Here is a 19,452-nt window from a genome sequence, read left to right as displayed (position 1 = left end):
GGGCACGGCGCTATCTCACGATAGCCCGCACAACCGCGGCACCCACGAGGACCGCTTCCGGCACCGCTATAAGCTTGCAAACCCTCCCGAAATCCGCCTTGAAATGCGCGACGGTTAGGGTGAGACACAGATGCGCCGGGGACAACATGACCCCTGCCTGGCCGCTCACCACGCCGAGGAGGGCGTAACCGATGGAAGGCTCGATGCCGGCAGCGCCAACCATCGCACCGACGCCCGCCGCCGAGGCCCCGAGGCCTGCTACCACAGGCAAAGCAAGGCCGGCGTACGCCGGAGCGTAGCCCGTGAGGAACCCCACTAGGAACGGCATTAGGAACGCTACCAGCACCATCGGCACCCCCGCTGCCTCAAAGAAGGCCGGCAACTCATTGAGCGCTCCCGAAGACTCGAGAACGCCTTTGAAACCCATGACACCCGCCACCAGAAAGATGACGTTGCTCGCCACTGCCTCCCTCGCGAACTCGATCACCATTCGCGCGGAAATGCGCGCGTAGGCGGCGGTGAGCAGAGCAACCGCGCCAAGCACGAGAGCGATGTCCAGCTTGAGCAGCACCGCCCCAATGACGACAGCCATGATCGGGACAAGGCCGTTGGCGAGCGCCACCCAGTCAGCGCGAGTAGCCCGTCCCGCGTCGCGATCAGCCCACACCGAGCGAGGAAGCCCGTGAAAACCGACTAGCGCACCTGAGATTATGGCGATCACGAAGAAGGGGGCTGTCAACGCCACGTACGCGGAGATGCCCAGTCCCAACAGCTTCGAAGAGATCATGACCCCTGGGTACAACGGCATAACGAACTCCATGGGGTGTCTAAACCAGAAGTTGATGAAGCTCCGTCTCTCCGGCGACACGGGCATCCCACGCGTGGCTTCGCCCACCATGGGCGCGGAGAAGAGTGCGCCGCCAGCCGAGGGCAGGAAGCCCACCAAGAGGGGAAGCGACGCCGCCACAACCCTCCTGTCTCGCACCAGCCTGCCGAGCGCGCTTGTCATCCCGCCCAGAAACCCGGCTTGACGCATCACGTTCTCGAGCACCATCACTAGTAGCAACGCCAACACCAGTCTCAGAGAGTCCAATGCGAACACCGACGCGACGATCCCTTGCGCAAGCGCTGCGGGCTTCATCCCGAACATCAACCCAAGGCCTACGGCGGCCACGAACATGGCGACGCCTAGGTTGATCTGACGCCGAAGCGCCACCACAATGAACACGCACACAAAGACTAGTTTAGCAAGCGCAGCCACTTTCAGCCCTTACCTCCGTCTCCTTGTCCCTGTCTTCGCCCATGGTCGTTCTTTGTGGATGCGGATCGAACTCGGGTGCGGACCGGACTCGAGTCCGGGGACACCACCTCTCCCCCGGCCTCTCCGGTCTGCGAGCTCGCGACCAGCCACAGCTTCGGTCACTGCGAGCCGCCGCACACTACGTGACTCCTGCCGCCTCAAATGACTCGTATGGCGAACTCAGGACACACGGGGCTACAGTAGCCGCACAAGATGCACGCGTCCACGTCCACGGTCGACTTCCCGTCCACGAGTGAGAGCGCGCCGTTTGGGCACGCCTCCACGCAGGCCCCACACCCCTTGCAGTACTGAGAGACCACCTTGAGCCGTTTCGTCCTGAGCGTGGCTTCTCGTTCGCTATCAGGAATGGACTCCCCAGAGAAAATGCGGCAGTTCATTTCGACTTCCGCTTCGGACACCATCCCGACCGCAACGGCACCCACCCCGGGAAGCCCAAGCACGTACCTGAACGCTTCCTCGCGCCTGGCGACCAGATGCCCGCCACCCAAGGCTTTCATCGCGTACACGCCTTTGCCGCGTTCAGCCGCAAGGCGTATGGCCGCCGCCATCTCGTCGGCAGTGCCGCCGAGGATGCCCAAGCCCGCGACGTTGATGAGCGGGTGGATGACGTCTACGTCGTCTCTCTCGGCTGCCGCCCTCACCACGCCGACCCTGTGCGTCGAGATGCCCACCGCTCTCACGAGGCCCTTCGCCTTGTATTCGCGGAGGCAGGCGTGTGCGCCGGCTCGCTCTTGGAAAACGCTCTCCCCCAGCCGATGCGCGTGCAGCAGGACTATGTCCAGCGCCTCGACATCCAGTTCACTCAGGGCAAAGCTGACGTGTGCCTCGGCCTCCTCGTATGACGATGCCGGAGTCTTCGTGGCCACGACGAGCGGCCCGGTCCATCCCTCCTTTGCCCTTCGAATATGCTCGTACGTCTTGTACCCGTGGGCCGTGTCGATGAACGTGACGCCCCGCTCCAGGGCGCGCCGTATGACTTGCGCCGCCTTCTCGACCGGCAGGTCCGCCTGCACGGGTCCTATCGGCAGCGCGCCGAAGCCCAACCTCGTTACCTCGATGCCGGTTCTGCCGAGCGTGGCTCTTGGTAGCAATGATCAACCCTCCCCTGCGAGTGCCGCCGCATGTCGTGACTTCATCCGCCTCTCCCGCGCCATACTTCCCTGCGCACCACGTGCGGAGGAACGGGTTCGTCGCCCGGACCGTGGGTGTGACCCGCTCCTGCATCACTCGTCGACCTCGTCTTCGGCCTCTTCCTCATAATGTCGAGCTGCCGCGGATATGCCCGCACCCGGCTCCACGCGGTGGCCTGCGAACGCCAAAGCGTCCTCCAACGCGCTGAGGAACAGCATCACGTTGGCCCGAGTGCAAGAGTGTCCCATCAATCCCACGCGCCATATGCGCCCTTTGAGTGGGCCTAGACCGCCACCTATCTCCAAGCGGTACTTGGTGAGCAGGTATTGCCTGACGCGGGCGTCGTCAACTCCGGCAGGCACCTCGACAGAGGTGAGCATCGGAGCTCTGTACCCCTCTTGAGCGAAGAGCCGCAGGCCCATGGCTGACAACCCTGCCTTGAGTGCGTCGCTGTGAAGGACGTGCCTTGCGAATCGCGCCTCGAGCCCCTCTTCGTGGATTATGCGGAGGCTCTCGTAGAGCGCGTATATCATGTTCACCGGGGCTGTGTGATGATAGAATCGGTCCTTGCCCCAGTAGCTGCGCAGCATGGTGAGATCCAGATACCAGCTCTGCACCTTGGTCCTGCGCGCATCCAGCTTCGCCCTGGCACGGTTCCCGATCGTGATGGGAGCAAGTCCCGGGGGACAGGAAAGGCACTTCTGTGTGCCGCTATAGCAGACGTCGATGCCCGTCGCGTCTACGCGCACTGGAGCCCCGCCGAGGGACGTCACCGCGTCCACTATCAGCAGCGCTCCGTGCTCGCGCGCTGCCTCCGCCACCTCTTTCAGAGGCTGCAGCACTCCGGTGGACGTTTCCGCATGAACGATCGCCACTATGTCCGCGCGGGAAGACTCAAGCGCCCGCACTACGTCCTCGGGCTCGATTATCCGCCCCCACTCCGCTTGAACGACGGCGAGATCGCCCCCGCACCGTGTGACGATATCGGCCATTCGCTGACCGAAGAGACCGCTTTCGCACACCAGAACCTTATCCCCTGGCTCGATGAAGTTCACGAGCGCGGTCTCCATTCCGGCGCTTCCGGTGCCAGATACCGGGATGGTGAACTCGCTTTCTGTCTCGAACGTCTTCGCGAGGAGCTCCTTGGAGAGGTTCATTATCCCGAGGAACTCCGGATCAAGGTGACCAAGCGTGGGCACGGCGAGAGCCCTGAGCACTCTGGGATGAACGTTGCTCGGTCCCGGTCCCATGAGCGTCCTGCCCTCGACCGTGACTCCGGGGTAATCGCGCACGGTAACCACCTCCATGCAGCACGAAGCTCGAGTCGCGGAACTCGCCGCACCACAATCACGATTCTGCGCCTGGAGGCCATTTCCTTCACGCTGTTCGTTTCAGTTGTCTCCCGCAAACTCGAACTCATGCTGACGCGGTCAGACCGGATGCCTTGCGCGGTCACGCCCGAAGGTTTGGGCGGCCGACCGCTCCAGCGCGAGCCTCTCCTGTGAGTCTGGCAAGGACGGCGTTCTTGGAACGGACTATGTGAAGGCGTCCGAGCCTTTCGGATTCCTCCGCGTCCCCGCACGCTATCGCGGCTAGAATGTCTTCATGCTCGCGCATGGCCTCGGCTACTCTGCCCGGGTTCGATTCGATGGTTCTGCACAGAACCCCTATCGATTCCCTCAACACCGGGAGCAGCTCCATGAGCTTCCGATTGCCGCTAGCTTCCACTATGATCTCATGGAACCTTGAGTTTTCCTCAACCCACTTGTGCGGCTTGGTCTTGGGAGGCAGGAGATCCCCCATGCGCTTCACGCAGCTACGCAGCTCGGACAGCTTCTCCGAAGAGATGTTCCGGGCGGCCAAGCGGGCCGCTAGACCTTCGAGCACCTCTCTCAAGTCATAAAGCCCCACCGCCTCGTCGGGAGGCATATTGATCACGGTGACCCCTCTGACCGGAGCGACCTCGACCAGGCCCTCCGACTCCAGCCTTCGAATGGCATCCCTGACCGGGCTCCTGCTCACCCCCAGTTGCTGTGCGAGTCTGTCCTGTATCAGGCGCTCGCCGGGGGCGAAGTGTCCTTCGACGATTGCCCTGCGCAGGCGGGCGTACACTTTCTCCCTTATGGTCTCCCGAATCTCGCGGCTGTCCAACACGAAGAAGTCGGGTGCAGCGTCCTCCCCCAGCTCTCTTCTTTGACGTTCGGCCATCGCGTGCGTCCGTCACCTCCGAGGTCGTTTGATGTTGTGTCCCCCCTGTCAGCAGACACACCGACAGACAGATAGGTAGATAGATAGACAGATACGTCTCAATGTCACTCTAGCGGCGCCTCGACGCCCGATCGAACAGGAGAACCTGCTCCGCCTGCGAGAACGCGCCCGATGGCCATCGCCCTCTGTCTCACCGCACAGTAGCGCCTGTAGCCGCACACGAAGAAGATGAGCCCACACGCGCCTACCCCAGACATGCACCAGTATACGGCGTCAAGAGGGAGCCTCTCGGCAATCCGTCCCGCTGCCACACCACCCAGCGCTATTCCCACGTCGTACATGCCCATCAACGTCCCGAGCGCCGCGCCCCGGCGCCCGGCGGGAACGTGGTCTACCGTGAGGGCGGTGACCGTAGGCTGCATCACTGAGAAACCCATTCCGTATATCACGGCCGCAAGCGCGAAAGAGGACAGGGATCTCGACGAAGCCAGGGTCGCCATGCCCAAGGATATCGCTGCAAGGCCCGGGGCTATCACGGACGCCCTACCGTGTCTGTCGGAGATCTTCCCCGCAAACGTGCGCGTCACGAACATCGACAACGCGAAGACCGTGAAGAATACGCCTGAGTTGCGCACGCCCCTCCAGCCGGCGTACACGGCCACAAACGACGCAATTGACCCGTACGTGGCCGAGCCGAAGCAGAGCGTGATGGACGGGAACAGCGCCTCGAGACCGAAGAACGACACTAGACCAGCCAAAGCCTTACGCCACCAGGGTGGCCTCGGAGACATCCGTCTCGCGCCGTTCCCCTCGGAGAAGGCGCCGCCTTCGGTCGGCCCCGGCCTCCTGTCTTGCCGACGCGTGGTGAATGCGGAGGTTGTCGGGGACCCCAGACTCTGTGCGGGAGGCGCCGCGATGAAAAGCACGCAGATGACGACGATCCCTGCCAAGAGGGCCGACGCCCCAAACAGGGCGCTGTACGACATCGCCTCGGTTATCGCCACCCCCACGACAGGTCCCACTGCCATCGCAAGGCTCGTTGCGAGGAGGAAATAACCGAGACCCTCGCCGCGCCGATGACGCGGCACCGACTCTGAGACGAGGCTAGACGCCGCCGTCGAGTACATGCCCATGCCGAGACCGTGAAGCAGCCTCACTGCGACAAGCCCTGTGACGTGCGACACGACCCCGTACAGGATCCCAGACGTGACGTACACCACGGCCCCGGCTAGCATGAGGCCCTTCTTGGCACCGCGGTCGACCCAGCGCCCGGCGACAGGCCTCATGAACACCGAGGTCATGGCAAACGCGCTCATCACCAGACCGACGTCGCCCTCTGTCCCGCCGAGTCCGAGCACGTACATGGGCAGCGTCGGAAGGAGAACGTGAAAGCTCATGTAGAAGAGGAGCGTCGAGAAGCACGTGAGTATGAAGTTGCGGGTGAACAAGGTCTCCCCGCAACCAGCCTTCTTCGTCAAAACCCTCACCCGTAAGATATGATCGTGCACCTTCGCTGCACTTTGATACTCCCGCGACTTGTCGCGTGTCACGACGGAAAAGTCAGCCGCCTGTCGAGGGGCACCACTCTCGGCTCGTACTGATAGTCGGGAGTGGGCCATCCGAACTCGCGCCTTTGGTTGAGCCTGTACATGCCTGCGTGTTTCTTCGATTCCCATCCAAGACCGCTCGCCGGTATCAGCGACGGGTCGTGCGGCTCGACCTGGATGTACCCTGCGTCCTGCGCCTTTCGCACGAGATCCTCGCCCACATCGGTTCTGGTGACCGTGGCCACTATCCGCCTGTCACCGGGTCTCACGGGCTGGAAGATGTCGCCGCACGAAACATCCGCGAGCTCTGCCGAGAAGTCGGTACACATCAAGCATCTATCCCGCTTGAACGTACCTGCCCCCAGGAAGTGCCAAGTATAATCGTGCTTGCTCGCTACGAAATGGATCTTGGCGTCCCTCGTCACTGCGTACATGCCTCCAGGCCACTGTCCACCGCGGTAATCAAGCCTCTGGACCTCACCCATGTCCTTGATGTCGCTGAACTCACGGACTAGATGCCTCACTCCCTCCCAGTAGTACGTCGAGGCGCAGAAGAGGCCTATGACGAACTTGATGGACGCTGCCAGCTTCTTCGGCCGGCCTTTCATCTGAAGCTTCCTCAGTCCGTGAACGTGGCAAGGAAGGCCGACGACCCCCACTCTCTCGTGTTTGTCCCCGAGCACCGCCTCGGCCAGGAGCGCGTTGTTGGGCACTATCACCATAGCCGACCGGGCGGCCTCGGCGACCTCCCGGGGGCTCGTGCAAATGATCGGTCTGCAGCGCGCGGGCTCGTCCTTGCTCCAGCCGGCCATGATGACCGCATCCACGATGCCGTTCTCTAGGGCGTAATTGCACAGCCCGGTGACGACACCTCCGCTGCTGGACGTGGCCTTTACGTACGGGTCCGTGGACCACCCTCGATAGCACGATCTGAAAACCCCGACAGGCTCCTTCTCCTCGTCTCGCTCGCGTCCGAAGAGGAACCTGTCCATATCCCTCAGCGGCACGTCCTTGCCCGGACAGGCATCAACGCAAGCCCCGCACGAAGTGCACCTCCCCACGAGTCTTGGCAGAGGCTCGTCCAGTGCGTAATCCATTTCAATGGCTTTCGTCGCACAGACGCCGACGCACGTTCCGCATGAAGTGCAAAGCCCCACCCTGACTACGTCCTCGTGTAGGTCCTGGAAGCTCCGTCTGACACGTTCTGCGTTCACCGCCATATCCCTTCCTCTTCCCCTGCTCTACAGCGTCGTTTTCGTGCCCGCCGCCTTGAGCGCGGCTCTCACTTTCTCCGGAGTAAGCGGCAGGTCCGTGATTCTGACGCCCGTCGCGTCGAAAACGGCGTTTGCCACAGCGGCCGCCGTGGGCGTGGTCACGATCTCGCCCAGCCCCTTCGCTCCGTATGGGCCGAGAGAGTGTGGGGCATCTTCAACGATGACCGGCACGATCTCCGGAGTGTCCGCGGACGTGAACACCTTGTAATCCAAGAGAGTCGGGTTGACGACCCTGCCCTCACGAACGATGGTCTGCTCCCAGAGAGACTGTCCGAGAGCGAAAACCACCCCTCCCTGGATCTGCTGCTCGCAACCTAAGCGGCTGATGGCTTGGCCCACATCGTGCGCGGCCACCACTCTCAATACTCTCACGTCGCCCGTCTCGAGGTCAACCTCCACCTCTGCTGACTGCGCCGCGTACATCCAGAAAGCGACTGGCGCTTCCGACTGCCCCGTCTCCCTATCAAGGGGTATGACGTAATCGGAGGCGAACATCCCTCTGCCAACGAGCTCGTTCGTGGCGCGGTGCTTGCCTTTCCCGAGCACGTCCGTGATGGCCACCGACTCTCCCAGGCCCTCAGCGATTACCCTGCCCCCTTCGAACCTCAGCGTCTCTTGAGGCACGCCGAGCCGCTCGGCAACTATCGACGCGATCTGATGACGGAGATCGCGAGCCGCCGCGCGCGTAGCGTTACCGGTATGGAAAGTCGCTTTGCTTGCCGTGGTAAGCTCGTCGAACGGAGTGAAGTCCGTGTCGGGCTGCGTCACGCGCACGTCGTCGACATGAATCCCAAGTTCCTCCGCGACGATCTGCGCGACGACCGTGTGAAGGCCTTGGCCCATCTCGCTCGCGCTCACGAGAGCCCGCACGCGCCCGTTCCTGTTGAACCGCAGCACGACAAGGGACTCGGCGGGACCGGCGCAAGCCTTCACCGTAGCGGCGATTCCCCTGCCCCGCGCCTTGCCTGGAGATGTCGTCACTTTGGGCTCTCCCCATCCGATTCCCTTTGCAGCAGCCTCGATACACCGGTCGACCGCCACGTGCCTGACCTTCTCGCCGTTGGCGTTTTCGCCGCCATCTCGGAGGACGTTCTTCAGCCTGAACTCAACCGGGTCCAAACCCAGCTCCCGACAGATCATGTCGGTATGAGACTCGTACGCCCACGTCATCTGAGGCGTGCCGAACCCGCGCAGAGCGCCGGCCGGCACCTTGTTCGTGTAAACGCAAGCTCCGTCGATCCACACATTGGGGATGTCATAGGGGCCGCTCGCGGCGATGCTCCCATTCCGCAGCACCAGGGGACCGATGCGGGCGTACGCCCCCGTGTCCAGCACGGCGTCGACTTTTCGGGCGATGATGCGTCCGTCGCGATTCACACCGGACTTTATCGTCACGACACTTGCGTGCCGGGTCGTAGAGGCCGCGAACTCCTCCTCGCGGTTCAGCACGACACGCACAGGCCGTCGGCACTTGAGAGCCAGCGCCACCGCAACCGGCTCTACGTGCATAGGCACCTTGCCACCGAACCCGCCACCATACGGCGGCTGGATCACCCGCACTTTGTAGAGGGGGATCCCGAGAGACGCGCTCAACAACTGCTGGAGAAGGTGGGCGCCTTGCGTGCCGCTCCACACGGTCAGCGCGCCGGTGCAGTCATACTCCGCTATGGCGCAACACGGCTCGATGTAGCAGTGCTGTATGGGCGGCGTCGCGAACCTGTGCTCGAACACGAAATCAGACCTGGCGAAGCCAGCATCGACGTCGCCTTTCCTGATCCTGAAGCTGCTGCACATGTTGGTGCCGGGGACGGGCGTCGGAATGGGCCCCTTGCGATAGGATTCCAGTTGAGGATGGACGAGCGGGGCCGTAGGACTGAGCGCCTCCTCGACATCGAACACCGCTGGAAGCGGCTCATACTCCACGTAGATGTGATCCAGAGCTGCCTCCGCCGTCTCTTCGTCCACAGCTGCGACTGCCGCCACAGGCTCGCCTATGTACCGAACGACCTCGCGGGCAAGGAAGGGCTCGTCCTCCACCATGCGGCCGTATGAGTAGGGGGCGTCCGCTCCAGTGACGACCGCTACGACACCGGGCAGTCGCTCTGCATCCGAAACATCCAGCCGGACTATCCGTGCGTGGGCTTCAGTGCTCCGAAAGACCTTCCCGTGCACCATCCCAGGTACGCTGATGTCTGTTACGTACTTGGTTTCGCCCGTCGCTTTTCCTGCCGAATCGATCCTCGGCACACTTGTCCCAACCACGCTAGTATTGCTCATGATCTATCGTCACCCCCGCGCTCTCCCGCACTCGAGGCCGCCTGGGCCGCGTCGGCGATCTTGTGGTATCCGCCGCACCGGCAAAGATTGCCAGAGATGGCGCTCATGACTTGTTCGCGAGTCGGGTAAGGCTCGCGGTCGAGCAATGCTTTGAGAGACAGGAGCATGCCCGGGGAGCAGTATCCACACTGAATCGCGCCGTACCTGATGAAAGCCTCCTGAAGAGGATGCAGTCCGCCGTTCTCCGCCAAGCCCTCGACAGTGAGAACCTCGCCGTGAGCGGCGTCCACAGCGAGTACGAGGCACGAGTTCACGGGCTTTCCGTCCAGGAGCACCGTGCACGCGCCGCAGTCTCCAAGGACGCATCCTTTCTTGGTGCCGGTGAGCCCAAGCCTCTCTCTGAGCACATCGAGCAGCGTCTCGTTGGGTCTCACAGACACCTCCCGAGCCTTTCCATTCACCCGGAGCCTGATAGTCACCATGTCATCGCCCGCATGTCCAACCCCATTCATCCCCGACCATCCCTCCCACAGGAGGCGAGAGCCGTGAGGGCCCTTGCGACCAGTGTCTCGCACATCTCAAGTCTGTACCCAGCTGAGGCGCGGACGTCGGAGATGGGCCTTGCGGCACGCGCCGCAAGTCTACCCGCTTCCCTCGCCGCCTCCGAGGTGAGGATCCTGTCCTCCAGGTAGGCTTCAGCCTCTCGCGCCCTGAAGGGCGTGGGTGCGACAGCCCCTAGGGCGATCCTGGCTTCCCTCACGCGGCCTCCGTCCTTGAGCGCAAGCCCGACAGCCACTCCCACGACCGCGATGTCCATGGCCCTGCGCGGGCTGTGTTTGATGTAAGTTGTCCACATGTCTTGAGGAGGCTCCGGCACGGCTATCCCAAGGAGGAGCCTGCCCGACGAGCACAAAGTGACCCCTGGACCCAGGAAGAAGTCATCGAGGTCGACGACCTTCGCCCCGCCTCCGGGCTCCGCCACGTGCGCCTTGGCACCCAGCACCAGCAGTGGCGGGGCGGTCTCAGCCGACGGCGCCCCGTTGCAAAGGTTGCCTCCCACCGTGGCCCTGTTGCGTACCTGCCACGAGCCCACGACGCCAGCGGCCCGAGCAAGGCAGCCAAACCCACGCGCCACTTCCGGGCTGTCCGCCACGGCCTGCATAGTGGCGAGAGCTCCGATAAAGAGCCCGTCGGCGCGAGCTTCGATCGTATCGAGACCGGGAACGGTCTTCAGGTTGACCAGGGCGTCAGGCCTCGCTCCCTTCATTCTCATGGCCACGAGGAGGTCCGTTCCCCCGGCGAGCAGCTTCGCGCCGGGTCCCAATTCTTTCAGGAGAGACAGAGCCTCCTCTACCGAGCGGGCCTCCATGTATCTGAATCTGGGCAATCTCTCACGCATGAGCGGCAATCACCTCTCGAGTCGGGCTGCACCCCAATAGCGCCCACAGCGCCACGTCCGCACTTCGGACGCCGCTGCGATTTACCTGACCCTTAATTCCAACCGTGCGCCAGATGCGGCGAGCGACCTCAGGGGGATCGCGGTACCGTTGATGACAAGATCTTGTTCTCCATCGGACACCCTGACCCTGACGAAAAGCGGGTCGATTCTCTGGTTCATCCCGCGGTACACGGTCCAAGCGCCCTCCCGGACGACCTCCAGGGCGTAACGTGCAAGCTCTTCTATCTCGGGCCTCAGGATCTCCGCCCGGACCTCTCTGAGGACGATTCTGCAGTCGGGACCCAGCGCAAACCTCATCTCCATTGGCCCGCCCGTCTGACTGTGAGTGTACCGCAGAACGAACTCCAGCCCGGGAGCCGCCGGAATCTGGAGCACAGGCCGAGCGCGATTTTCGGCGATGACGACCAGACTGCGACTGCGGTCCCGATGCCAAAGGCACCACGCCGCGACGCCACAGACCGCAAGGATGACACACAGCACGGACAGAGCGGCTGCCCGCGTGGTCCTTATCCTATTCTTCGAGCTCGAGCTCTCCGTGCGAGGTTCACAGCCTCCGTGCATCGTGTTCCACCTCGACCCACCTGGATGTCACCGCCTGTCACCGTCGAAGATACCACGGTATCTTCGGAGCCGGCCTCCCTGGCCGCCCGGGCGCGGCCGAGGCCGCCGTACCTAGCCGGCTTCACGCGAACCAATGGTACGGCCCGTTTCGGCGGTTCGGCCGTGCCCGGGTGCCGTCACGCATCCGCAGCCACGCGGGACTCCTGCGCCCTGCTGACCGGACGGCACCCGGCGTGTGACATCGCCATCATACGAGAACCACGTCCACATGAGGGCGGAGGGTCGGTCGGACAGGAGCAATTGCCCGTGGCCAGCTGGTCCGGCTTGCTCCTTTCACCTCCGTAACCTGCGACCTCTCAACTAGCTGGAGGGGTTCATGCAGTTCAGATCGACACTTGAGCCGGCTCCTTCGTGCTACTCCCTGCCAAGCTCCACCCCGTCCCTCAGTGAACCGTGATCCCTATCTCCTTGTAGTACTTCGCCGCGCCGGGATGGTACGGGATCTTGACGGTACTGGCGTTCTCTGGACGGATGTTGGCCGCCTCCTTGTGGACCTTCGCGAGCTCATCGTTGTGCTCCATGATCGCTTTCGTCAACTCGTACACGACGTCGTCCGGCACGTCCTTCCGAACTGCAAGGACGTTCCACGCAGCGAAGCTGCGAACCTCGTAGTCCTGGGATTTGTACCGTCCCTTCGGAATGACTGTTGGGACATAGTACGGTACCTTCTCAACTATGGTGTTGAGCTCCTTTTCAGTGAGCGGGACTACCCTGATGGGCTTGACGGACTCCAGGTCCAACACCCACGAGGACGGAGCCGCGGTGACGATGATGGCTGCGTCAACCCAGCCGTTCTTCATTCCCTCGGCGGTCTCGCTGAACGAGAGGTACTCGGGCTTGAAATCGGTGAACTTCAGGCCGAGCGCGTCGAGAAGCAGCTTGTTGCTTTCCAGGATGCCGCTGCCCGGTGCTCCGACGGATACTCTTTTCCCTTTGATGTCCATTATCGACTGGATGGGAGAGTTGGCCGGGACTATCAACTGATAGAGGTTGGGGTACAGCGGTGCCAGAGCCAGAATGTCTTGCTTAGAGGTGAACGGGGTAATACCCCGATATGCTTGGTCCGCAACCTCCGGGGTGAGTATCCCCAGCTCTATCTTCCCTCCGTGGAGCAACTTCGTGTTCTCCACAGCGCACGCCGTGACCTCGGCTGTCGTCGAAACGTGGAGGTACTTCTCTATGATTTGGCTCACACCCGCGCCGACGAGGTAGAAGGTTCCTGCGGTGCCACACGCGCCGAGCGACAGGTGTTTGGGCAGAGTGGTGCCTGCGACCGCAGCAGATCCGCAACTCATCAATAAAACAGCCACAATCACCAACCAGACGATTCGCTTGGTCATTTTGCCAACTCCTCTCGGCTGGACGAATTGGTGCGTCGAGATGACCCGTTACCGTTCCGTTGGTCGTTCTGTGCCCCGAGACTACTCAACCTACTGCACTCCACGCTCCTCCGCGTCATCCAATTGCGCCGCTGAAGTCACCTCCTCTTGTGCTCCTCGATCTCGTCGCCCGGAAGCGCTGGAGGGCGACAACGAGAGCGAGACCGACGAGTCCCATAGCGTTGGTCAGCTGACCCGGGTCGATAAGCCCTAGAGCGCTCGCCAAGAGCACAACCCTCTCCGGAACGCCAATGTCCCCCATGAACCACCCGATCGCCGCTCCGCTCAAGAGAGCGGCTCCGACCGCAGCGGTGGCGCCAGCCCACAGTACTGAGGGCAACGTCCCCTCGAAAAGCAGAGGAGGGTTGAAGATGAAGAAGTACGGCACAATGAACGCAGCCACGCCAAGCTTGACGGCGTTAATCCCCGTTTTCCAGAAGCTCGACTTGGCGATGCCGGCAGCCACGTACACGGCAAGCGCTACAGGCGGCGTTATCATGGAGATACATCCGAAGTAGAAAATGAACATGTGTGCGGCGAGGAGCGGCACGCCGAGCGTCTGGAGCGCTGGAACCCCGAGCACCGCCAGCACCAAGTAGGCCGGCGTGGTCGGCAAGCCCATGCCCAGCACCAGCGACGCAAGCATGATGAGCACGAGCAACAGTGCAACGTTGCCTCCGGCGGCGCTCACCACGATGTTGGAGAAGCGCAGACCGAGCCCGGTGAGGTTGACTATTCCTACAACGACGCCTGCGCAAGAGCAGGCCGTGATCACGCTGATGGCACCCCTGGCCCCATCCCGTATCGCCTCGACCGCCTCGGTCAACCCGAACTTCCTCTGGTGCTGCAGAAAGCCGACGATCACGGTGGCGAGCAGCGAATACACGGCGGATTTCGTCGTGGTCCACTTGACCACGATGAGAAGGAATATCATCGCCGCAAGGGGCACGAGATAGAGCCACCCTTCTCTCAGTACCTTGCGAAGGTTCGGGATCTCGTCTTTCGTCAGCCCAGGAATCCGCGCCCTTGCGGCCTCGAAGTCGACCGAGAAGAGGAGCGCGGTATAGTAGATCAAGGCAGGGATGAACGCGGCCTGAACGATACGGACGTAGGGAACTCCGAGGATCTCGGCCATCACAAACGCCGCCGCACCCATGACCGGAGGCATGATCTGCCCCCCGGTAGAGGCGGCCGCCTCCACCGCCCCGGCAAATTCAGATCGATAGCCTACGTTCTTCATGAGAGGAATCGTTATCATCCCGGTTCCCGCCACGTTGGCTTGGGCGCTGCCGGAGATCGTCCCGAACAGCGAGCTGGCTATGATGGCCACCTTGGCAGGACCTCCCCTAGCCCGCCCAACGAGCGCCTTGGCGAGGTCGATATAGAACTGCCCAGCTCCCGTCGCGACCAGGAACGACCCGAACAATATGAAAAGGAAGATGTAGTCCGCGGAGACTCCCAACGGTATCCCGTAGATGCCTTCCGTCGTCAAGTACATTTGGTTGAGGACTCTCGGAAGATCGTATCCCCTGTGATAGAGGATGCCCGGGAGGTACGGCCCCAGAAACGCGTATAGCAGGAACCCAATGGCGATCAAGGGCATTGCCCATCCCAGGGTTCTCCTCGCGGTATCTAGGACCAACAAGAGGGCGACGGCGGCAAGCGCGAGGTCGAGGCTGTTTGGGCTGCCGAAGCGCATGATTATTGCGTCGAAGTTGGTGATGACGTAGATGCCGGTGGCAGCTCCAAGGGCCGAGAGTCCCAGGCCGGTAAGCTTCGCCGATGTCGTCTTGCTCTTGGATGAATGCATGAGATATACGAGAAGGAACCCGAATGTAAGGTGGATGCTGCGTTGCCACATCGAAGTGAGAGAGCCGAAAAGCGCAGTGTAGGTGTGGAAGAGCGCCATCGCAACTGATACCGCTGTGAGGACAGCGCTCATAACCTTGTCGTACTTGACCATTTCAAACACCGCCCCTCTCGCACCAGACTGTCGCAAAGAAAGGTCATGAGGGTCATGGGCGCTGCGGGAGACATGACACTACCCGTCTCACGTCGTCCGCTTCGCACACCCTTCAGATTCAGCAGATTGGGCGTAAACGGCGCCCTGAACGGCGTCCCGCTGCATACATCGGCGTGCTCATCGCCTCTTGACTCGAACCCGTCATCCCGACCGCACCACCTCCGTTTTCGGCTGCCAAGAGCACTGCAAGGGTGGTATCCTCTAATATATGCTTTTTGGTATACCAGCCAATTGACCAAGTCCCTCTGCATCAGGAATGGGACGACCTTGGAAGGCAATTTGGATACAGTACCCGGGATATGATTCATTCACCTCTTCGCCGCGATCGCGCGTAATCCTGCTGCCCAGAGTGAAAATACCATGAGCCACCGCTCCCCTTGGCCCTTGGCGGACTAAGGTAGCGAACGGGACAGGCCCGAACCTCCTTCCTCAACCGCAAGAATGCCTCCCCAAGCACGTCGTGGCGGCGCCAGGACCAAGAAGGAACCGGGCCGCGGCGCGGGAAATCGCCTCCATGCGCGGTTTTCCGAGCCGGGCCCGGTTTTCGTCCGGTTTTCGTCCAGAGCCCATGGCGTCCCTGAACCTTGACCTGCTTCGCACCCGGAACCGGATTAGCACCTAGAACCGAAGCCTTTCCCACTTCTCAGCGGCTCTGGCGAGGTGCTCGGCGGGCGGCATGGCTATAGCGGGGTACTCGTGCTTCTTCGTCGCGTCTATGAGCACCTTGGATGAGACGTGCCGCGATGGATCCTCTTTGGTGACCCCTTTCGCGGCCTGAGACGGGTCGTTCATGACGGCCGCCGTTCCACTAACGATGTGCAGGTCCCGCTCCGGTTGAACCCGAAAGCTCATGGCCCAGTCGAGCTGGAACGGATCTCTGATGTCTATGTCGTCGTCCACTATCACCGTGATCTTCCCAAGCGACGGGTCGACTGTCCACGCTGCCCAGGCAGTCTCCCACACCTGACCGGGGTACTGCGGTCGCATGGAGATAGCAAGGTATGCCGCGCTCCCGCCGCTCTCCTTCAGGTGAACGTCTCGAATGGGCAGCTTGTGATCGGCGACGAGGTGGGCATATATCGAGGACTCCCGCCCGCACCCCCTTATCAGGCTGGACTCGCTCGGAGGCATCTGGCTTACGAAGGCGTGGAACACGACGTCGTTTCTGAACGTAATGCACGTGACGTCCACCACCGGCGCGTCACCCGACGCTCCCATGTAGCCGGGATACTCCCCGAACGGCCCCTCGAGCTCCCTGTATCCTGGCCTGATCAGCCCCTCGATGACTATTTCCGCGGTCGCAGGCACTTCAAGGTCGACCGTCTCGCACTTGACCACGTCCACCGGCTCGCCCCTCAGCGCCCCCGCGACTGCCAGTTCATCGACGCCGAACGGCACAGATGACACAGAAGCGAGACCCACGGTGGGATCGCTCCCCACGACAATGGCCACAGGCGTGGGCCTGCCCTTGGCTTCATTCTTCTGTATGTGTCTGTAAATGTGGCGGGTCTTGCCCATGTGGATACCCGTCTTGTTGCGCTCCTTGAGTTGAATCCGGTAGGTCCCAACGTTCCTCGTCCCTGTTTCGGGGTCCTTCGTCACCACGCACGGCGCGGTCAGAAAAAGCCCAGGATCCTCTCCTACCGTCCACATGGGCACCGGAAACCTGAACACGTCTATGTCGTCGCCGGTGAGGATGTTCTCTTTGCAAGGTCCGGTTGTCACGAGCCTGGGCGCGACCGGGTTCTTGATGGCTCGGGCCCACCGCTGTGCTATCTCCGTGAGCACGTTGCCACCGAAAGTGTCGATGCCCAAGGCCATCGCGTACACACGGCGCGACGCTCCCAGCACCCCGGCCACTACCGGCGAATCGAACCCCTTGACATTCTCGAAGAGAAGAGCCGGCCTCGTCTCCGACGGCAGCTTGGTGAAGGCAAGACGGCACAACGCAGCGATTTCCCAGTCTTTGTCGACTTCCTCAGAGATTCGTTTCACGAGCCCGTTCTCCTCGAGCGCCCGGACATACTCCCTCAGATCAGCGAATCTCAACTTCGCACCCCCACTCGGTTTTCGTCAGCTCTCTTCGTGCCAGCCAGCTTGCATTCGGACGCGCGCCCGGGTCAGCGCAAGTCACGGCCAGATGCCGCAGTTCATCGGGACCTTGAGGAGCACGTCGAACGCGATGTAAAGGCCAGCTCCCACGGTCAACGCCAAGCCAAGTGATACCGCGAAGCCCTCCCTGAACTTGCCCCGTGCCATCAGGAACAGGAAGACCGGAATGGCCACGGTGAACCCAACGAGCCAGATGAGGGCGGTGAACCCCACGATCCACCCTATGATCGACACCTCCGTCGCAAGCGTGACGCGCGCCCCGCCGCCCACGCGTTCCCCACTGGCGTCCTCCCCACTAGCTTCGGTGTGCGATCCTTGCCCCCCTGCCTCGCCACTCGGCCCATCTTTCAACGCGCGCGCTCTGCCCTGGCTCTTCATCCGCTGTAGAAGAATCAGCATGAGACCCAGGGTCGGCAGTCCTATCGAAAGCGGCGCCAGTCTCGCTTGGGGCAGGTACCCCATCCCCATGACCACAAAGCCTGCAAGCATCACCGCCACCACGAGGCCGAAAATGTACTGCTCAGATGCTTTCACGCTTCAACACGCCTCCTTCCCGCCACGACGCGCTGCACTGCCGGACCGAACGCAAACACGAGGATCAATGCTAGGATGACCAAGGCTATCGGCCGGAGAACGAATCCCAGGCCATAGATCTGCAGCGAAAGATGGAGGTTCACCTCGGCCAGACCCCCTAGCACGAGCCCTATCATCAGGGGCGCGCGCGGATATCCGAGCTTCTTCATCCAGTAGCCAAAAATACCGAACACTAGCGCCACGAGCACGTCCGCCACGTTTCCAGACGTAGCGAACGCTCCCAGCAGCGATATGGCGATGATCGAGGGGGCCAAGAGCGACACCCTCACCGAGCACAGTCGGACCAGCCAACTCATGAAGGCAACTCCGATCAGGGAGGCTATGATGTTTGCGAACGCCACACCCCACGCCATCTGGAACACGAGGTCAAGGTGTTCCTTCAGCATCTCGGGTCCCGGCACGAGCCCGTGCAGCATGAAAGCGCCGAGGAGCACCACGCACATCTCGCTGCCAGGGATACCGAAGGCCACTGTCGGCACGAGGGCTCCACCGAAGCTGGCGTTGTTCGCGGACTCGGGAGCTATCACGCCTTCAGGCACTCCCGTCCCGAATCTCTCCGGACACCTGGACGTCTGAACCGCGTGGCTGTAAGCCACGACGTTCGCGGTCCCGCCTCCTATGCCTGGAATGATGCCTATCACTGTTCCGATGACGCTGGATCGGAGGAAGAGCCACCAGTGCCTGAACACGTCCTTCATGCCCTCTACGAGCCCGCCAGGCTTTTCCTCGACGTTCCCCGATACGATGGTGCTCCCTTCAACCATCAACGACATCATCTCGGCGATGGCGAAGAGGCCGATCACCGCGGCCACAACGTCGATACCGTCGTACAGGTACAACGCGTTGAAAGTGTAGCGGAGCGTGCCCGTCACGGGGTCGTAGCCAACGAACGAGAGAAGGATTCCGAGCCCTCCCATGACCAACCCTTTCAGCATGGTCTTGCCGCTCACTCCGGCTATGGCGGTGAGCCCGAGGAGGCAGAGCATGAAGTACTCGGGAGGCGCAAATGCCAGGACGACCTTGTGCATGACCGGGATCAGGGCGAGAAGGACGATCGCGCCCACCACGCCTCCCAGTGCCGAAGCTGTGGCACTGATGCCTATCGCCCGCCTGCCCTCTCCACTCCTCGTCATCGGGTACCCATCGAGACACGTCGCCACGCTTTGGTTAGTGCCCGGCGTGTTGATGAGGATCGCGCTGACAGACCCCCCGAAGGCGACGGCGCTCGCCGCGCCGATGAGGAGCGCGAAGGCGCTCGTCTGGCCCAGCTTGTAGGTCAGAGGAACGAGAATGGCCATCGCTGTGATTCCGCCGAGACCCGGAGCCACTCCGAAAGCGAGCCCCACTAGGATTCCCAGCAGCATGTACGAGAACGGCTGTACGGCAAGGAGGGCGCTCACGCCCTGGAATGCTTGCGACAACATGAAACCTACCTCCCAGGGACGGGCGGCACGGGGCGCGAGTCCGCCCCGTCCGCCTGCCCTCTTCCCTCTTCTTTGCGGTTTG

General features: G+C 62.2%; 15 protein-coding genes. All 15 read right to left on the bottom strand.

Annotated features, from left to right (window positions below):
• Window positions 1-10: 10 nt before the first annotated feature.
• The gene (locus NUW12_04655) at window positions 11-1,261 is read right to left on the bottom strand and encodes a DUF401 family protein (GenBank protein ID MCR4402062.1); all 1,251 of its coding nucleotides are present in this window, start codon (window positions 1,259-1,261) and stop codon (window positions 11-13) included.
• Window positions 1,262-1,458: 197 nt separating this feature from the next.
• Complete coding sequence (locus NUW12_04650; protein ID MCR4402061.1) at window positions 1,459-2,412, bottom strand: aldo/keto reductase; 954 nt, start codon at window positions 2,410-2,412, stop codon at window positions 1,459-1,461.
• A gap of 132 nt (window positions 2,413-2,544) precedes the next feature.
• A complete protein-coding gene (locus tag NUW12_04645) occupies window positions 2,545-3,744 on the bottom strand; it encodes an alanine--glyoxylate aminotransferase family protein (protein ID MCR4402060.1) in 1,200 nt (399 codons plus the stop codon).
• A gap of 160 nt (window positions 3,745-3,904) precedes the next feature.
• Window positions 3,905-4,660 carry a GntR family transcriptional regulator gene (locus tag NUW12_04640; protein ID MCR4402059.1) on the bottom strand — a complete coding sequence of 252 codons (756 nt, stop codon included), beginning with the start codon at window positions 4,658-4,660 and terminating at the stop codon, window positions 3,905-3,907.
• A 104-nt stretch (window positions 4,661-4,764) separates the two neighbouring features.
• Entirely contained in the window at window positions 4,765-6,168 is a 1,404-nt protein-coding gene (locus NUW12_04635; protein ID MCR4402058.1) for an MFS transporter, read from the bottom strand.
• Window positions 6,169-6,206: 38 nt separating this feature from the next.
• Window positions 6,207-7,427 (bottom strand): Coenzyme F420 hydrogenase/dehydrogenase, beta subunit C-terminal domain, encoded by a 1,221-nt coding sequence (locus NUW12_04630; GenBank protein MCR4402057.1) that lies wholly within the window; start codon window positions 7,425-7,427, stop codon window positions 6,207-6,209.
• Between the two features lie 21 nt (window positions 7,428-7,448).
• Window positions 7,449-9,758, bottom strand: coding sequence for a xanthine dehydrogenase family protein molybdopterin-binding subunit (locus tag NUW12_04625; GenBank protein MCR4402056.1), 2,310 nt, complete (start codon window positions 9,756-9,758; stop codon window positions 7,449-7,451).
• The gene (locus NUW12_04620) at window positions 9,755-10,240 is read right to left on the bottom strand and encodes a (2Fe-2S)-binding protein (GenBank protein MCR4402055.1); all 486 of its coding nucleotides are present in this window, start codon (window positions 10,238-10,240) and stop codon (window positions 9,755-9,757) included. The genes NUW12_04625 and NUW12_04620 overlap by 4 nt, the downstream gene beginning before the upstream one ends.
• 26 nt (window positions 10,241-10,266) lie before the next feature.
• The gene (locus NUW12_04615) at window positions 10,267-11,157 is read right to left on the bottom strand and encodes a xanthine dehydrogenase family protein subunit M (GenBank protein MCR4402054.1); all 891 of its coding nucleotides are present in this window, start codon (window positions 11,155-11,157) and stop codon (window positions 10,267-10,269) included.
• An 81-nt stretch (window positions 11,158-11,238) separates the two neighbouring features.
• Window positions 11,239-11,778, bottom strand: coding sequence for a DUF1850 domain-containing protein (locus tag NUW12_04610; protein ID MCR4402053.1), 540 nt, complete (start codon window positions 11,776-11,778; stop codon window positions 11,239-11,241).
• A 443-nt stretch (window positions 11,779-12,221) separates the two neighbouring features.
• Window positions 12,222-13,178, bottom strand: coding sequence for a TAXI family TRAP transporter solute-binding subunit (locus tag NUW12_04605; protein MCR4402052.1), 957 nt, complete (start codon window positions 13,176-13,178; stop codon window positions 12,222-12,224).
• A 115-nt stretch (window positions 13,179-13,293) separates the two neighbouring features.
• Entirely contained in the window at window positions 13,294-15,180 is a 1,887-nt protein-coding gene (locus NUW12_04600; protein MCR4402051.1) for a TRAP transporter permease, read from the bottom strand.
• A gap of 678 nt (window positions 15,181-15,858) precedes the next feature.
• On the bottom strand, window positions 15,859-17,289 hold the full coding sequence (locus NUW12_04595) for a UbiD family decarboxylase (GenBank protein ID MCR4402050.1): 1,431 nt from the start codon (window positions 17,287-17,289) through the stop codon (window positions 15,859-15,861).
• Between the two features lie 81 nt (window positions 17,290-17,370).
• Window positions 17,371-17,886 carry a tripartite tricarboxylate transporter TctB family protein gene (locus NUW12_04590; protein MCR4402049.1) on the bottom strand — a complete coding sequence of 172 codons (516 nt, stop codon included), beginning with the start codon at window positions 17,884-17,886 and terminating at the stop codon, window positions 17,371-17,373.
• Window positions 17,883-19,370, bottom strand: a complete 1,488-nt coding sequence (locus NUW12_04585) for a tripartite tricarboxylate transporter permease (GenBank protein MCR4402048.1) — start codon at window positions 19,368-19,370, stop codon at window positions 17,883-17,885. Before NUW12_04585 ends, NUW12_04590 begins: the two co-directional genes overlap by 4 nt.
• Between the last annotated feature and the right edge of the window lie 82 nt (window positions 19,371-19,452).

It is taken from the genome of Bacillota bacterium (assembly GCA_024653485.1).
GTDB lineage: Bacteria > Bacillota > SHA-98 > UBA4971 > UBA4971 > UBA6256.
Note: the sequence above shows the minus strand (reverse complement) of the source record. Positions and strands in the feature narration are given on the sequence as shown.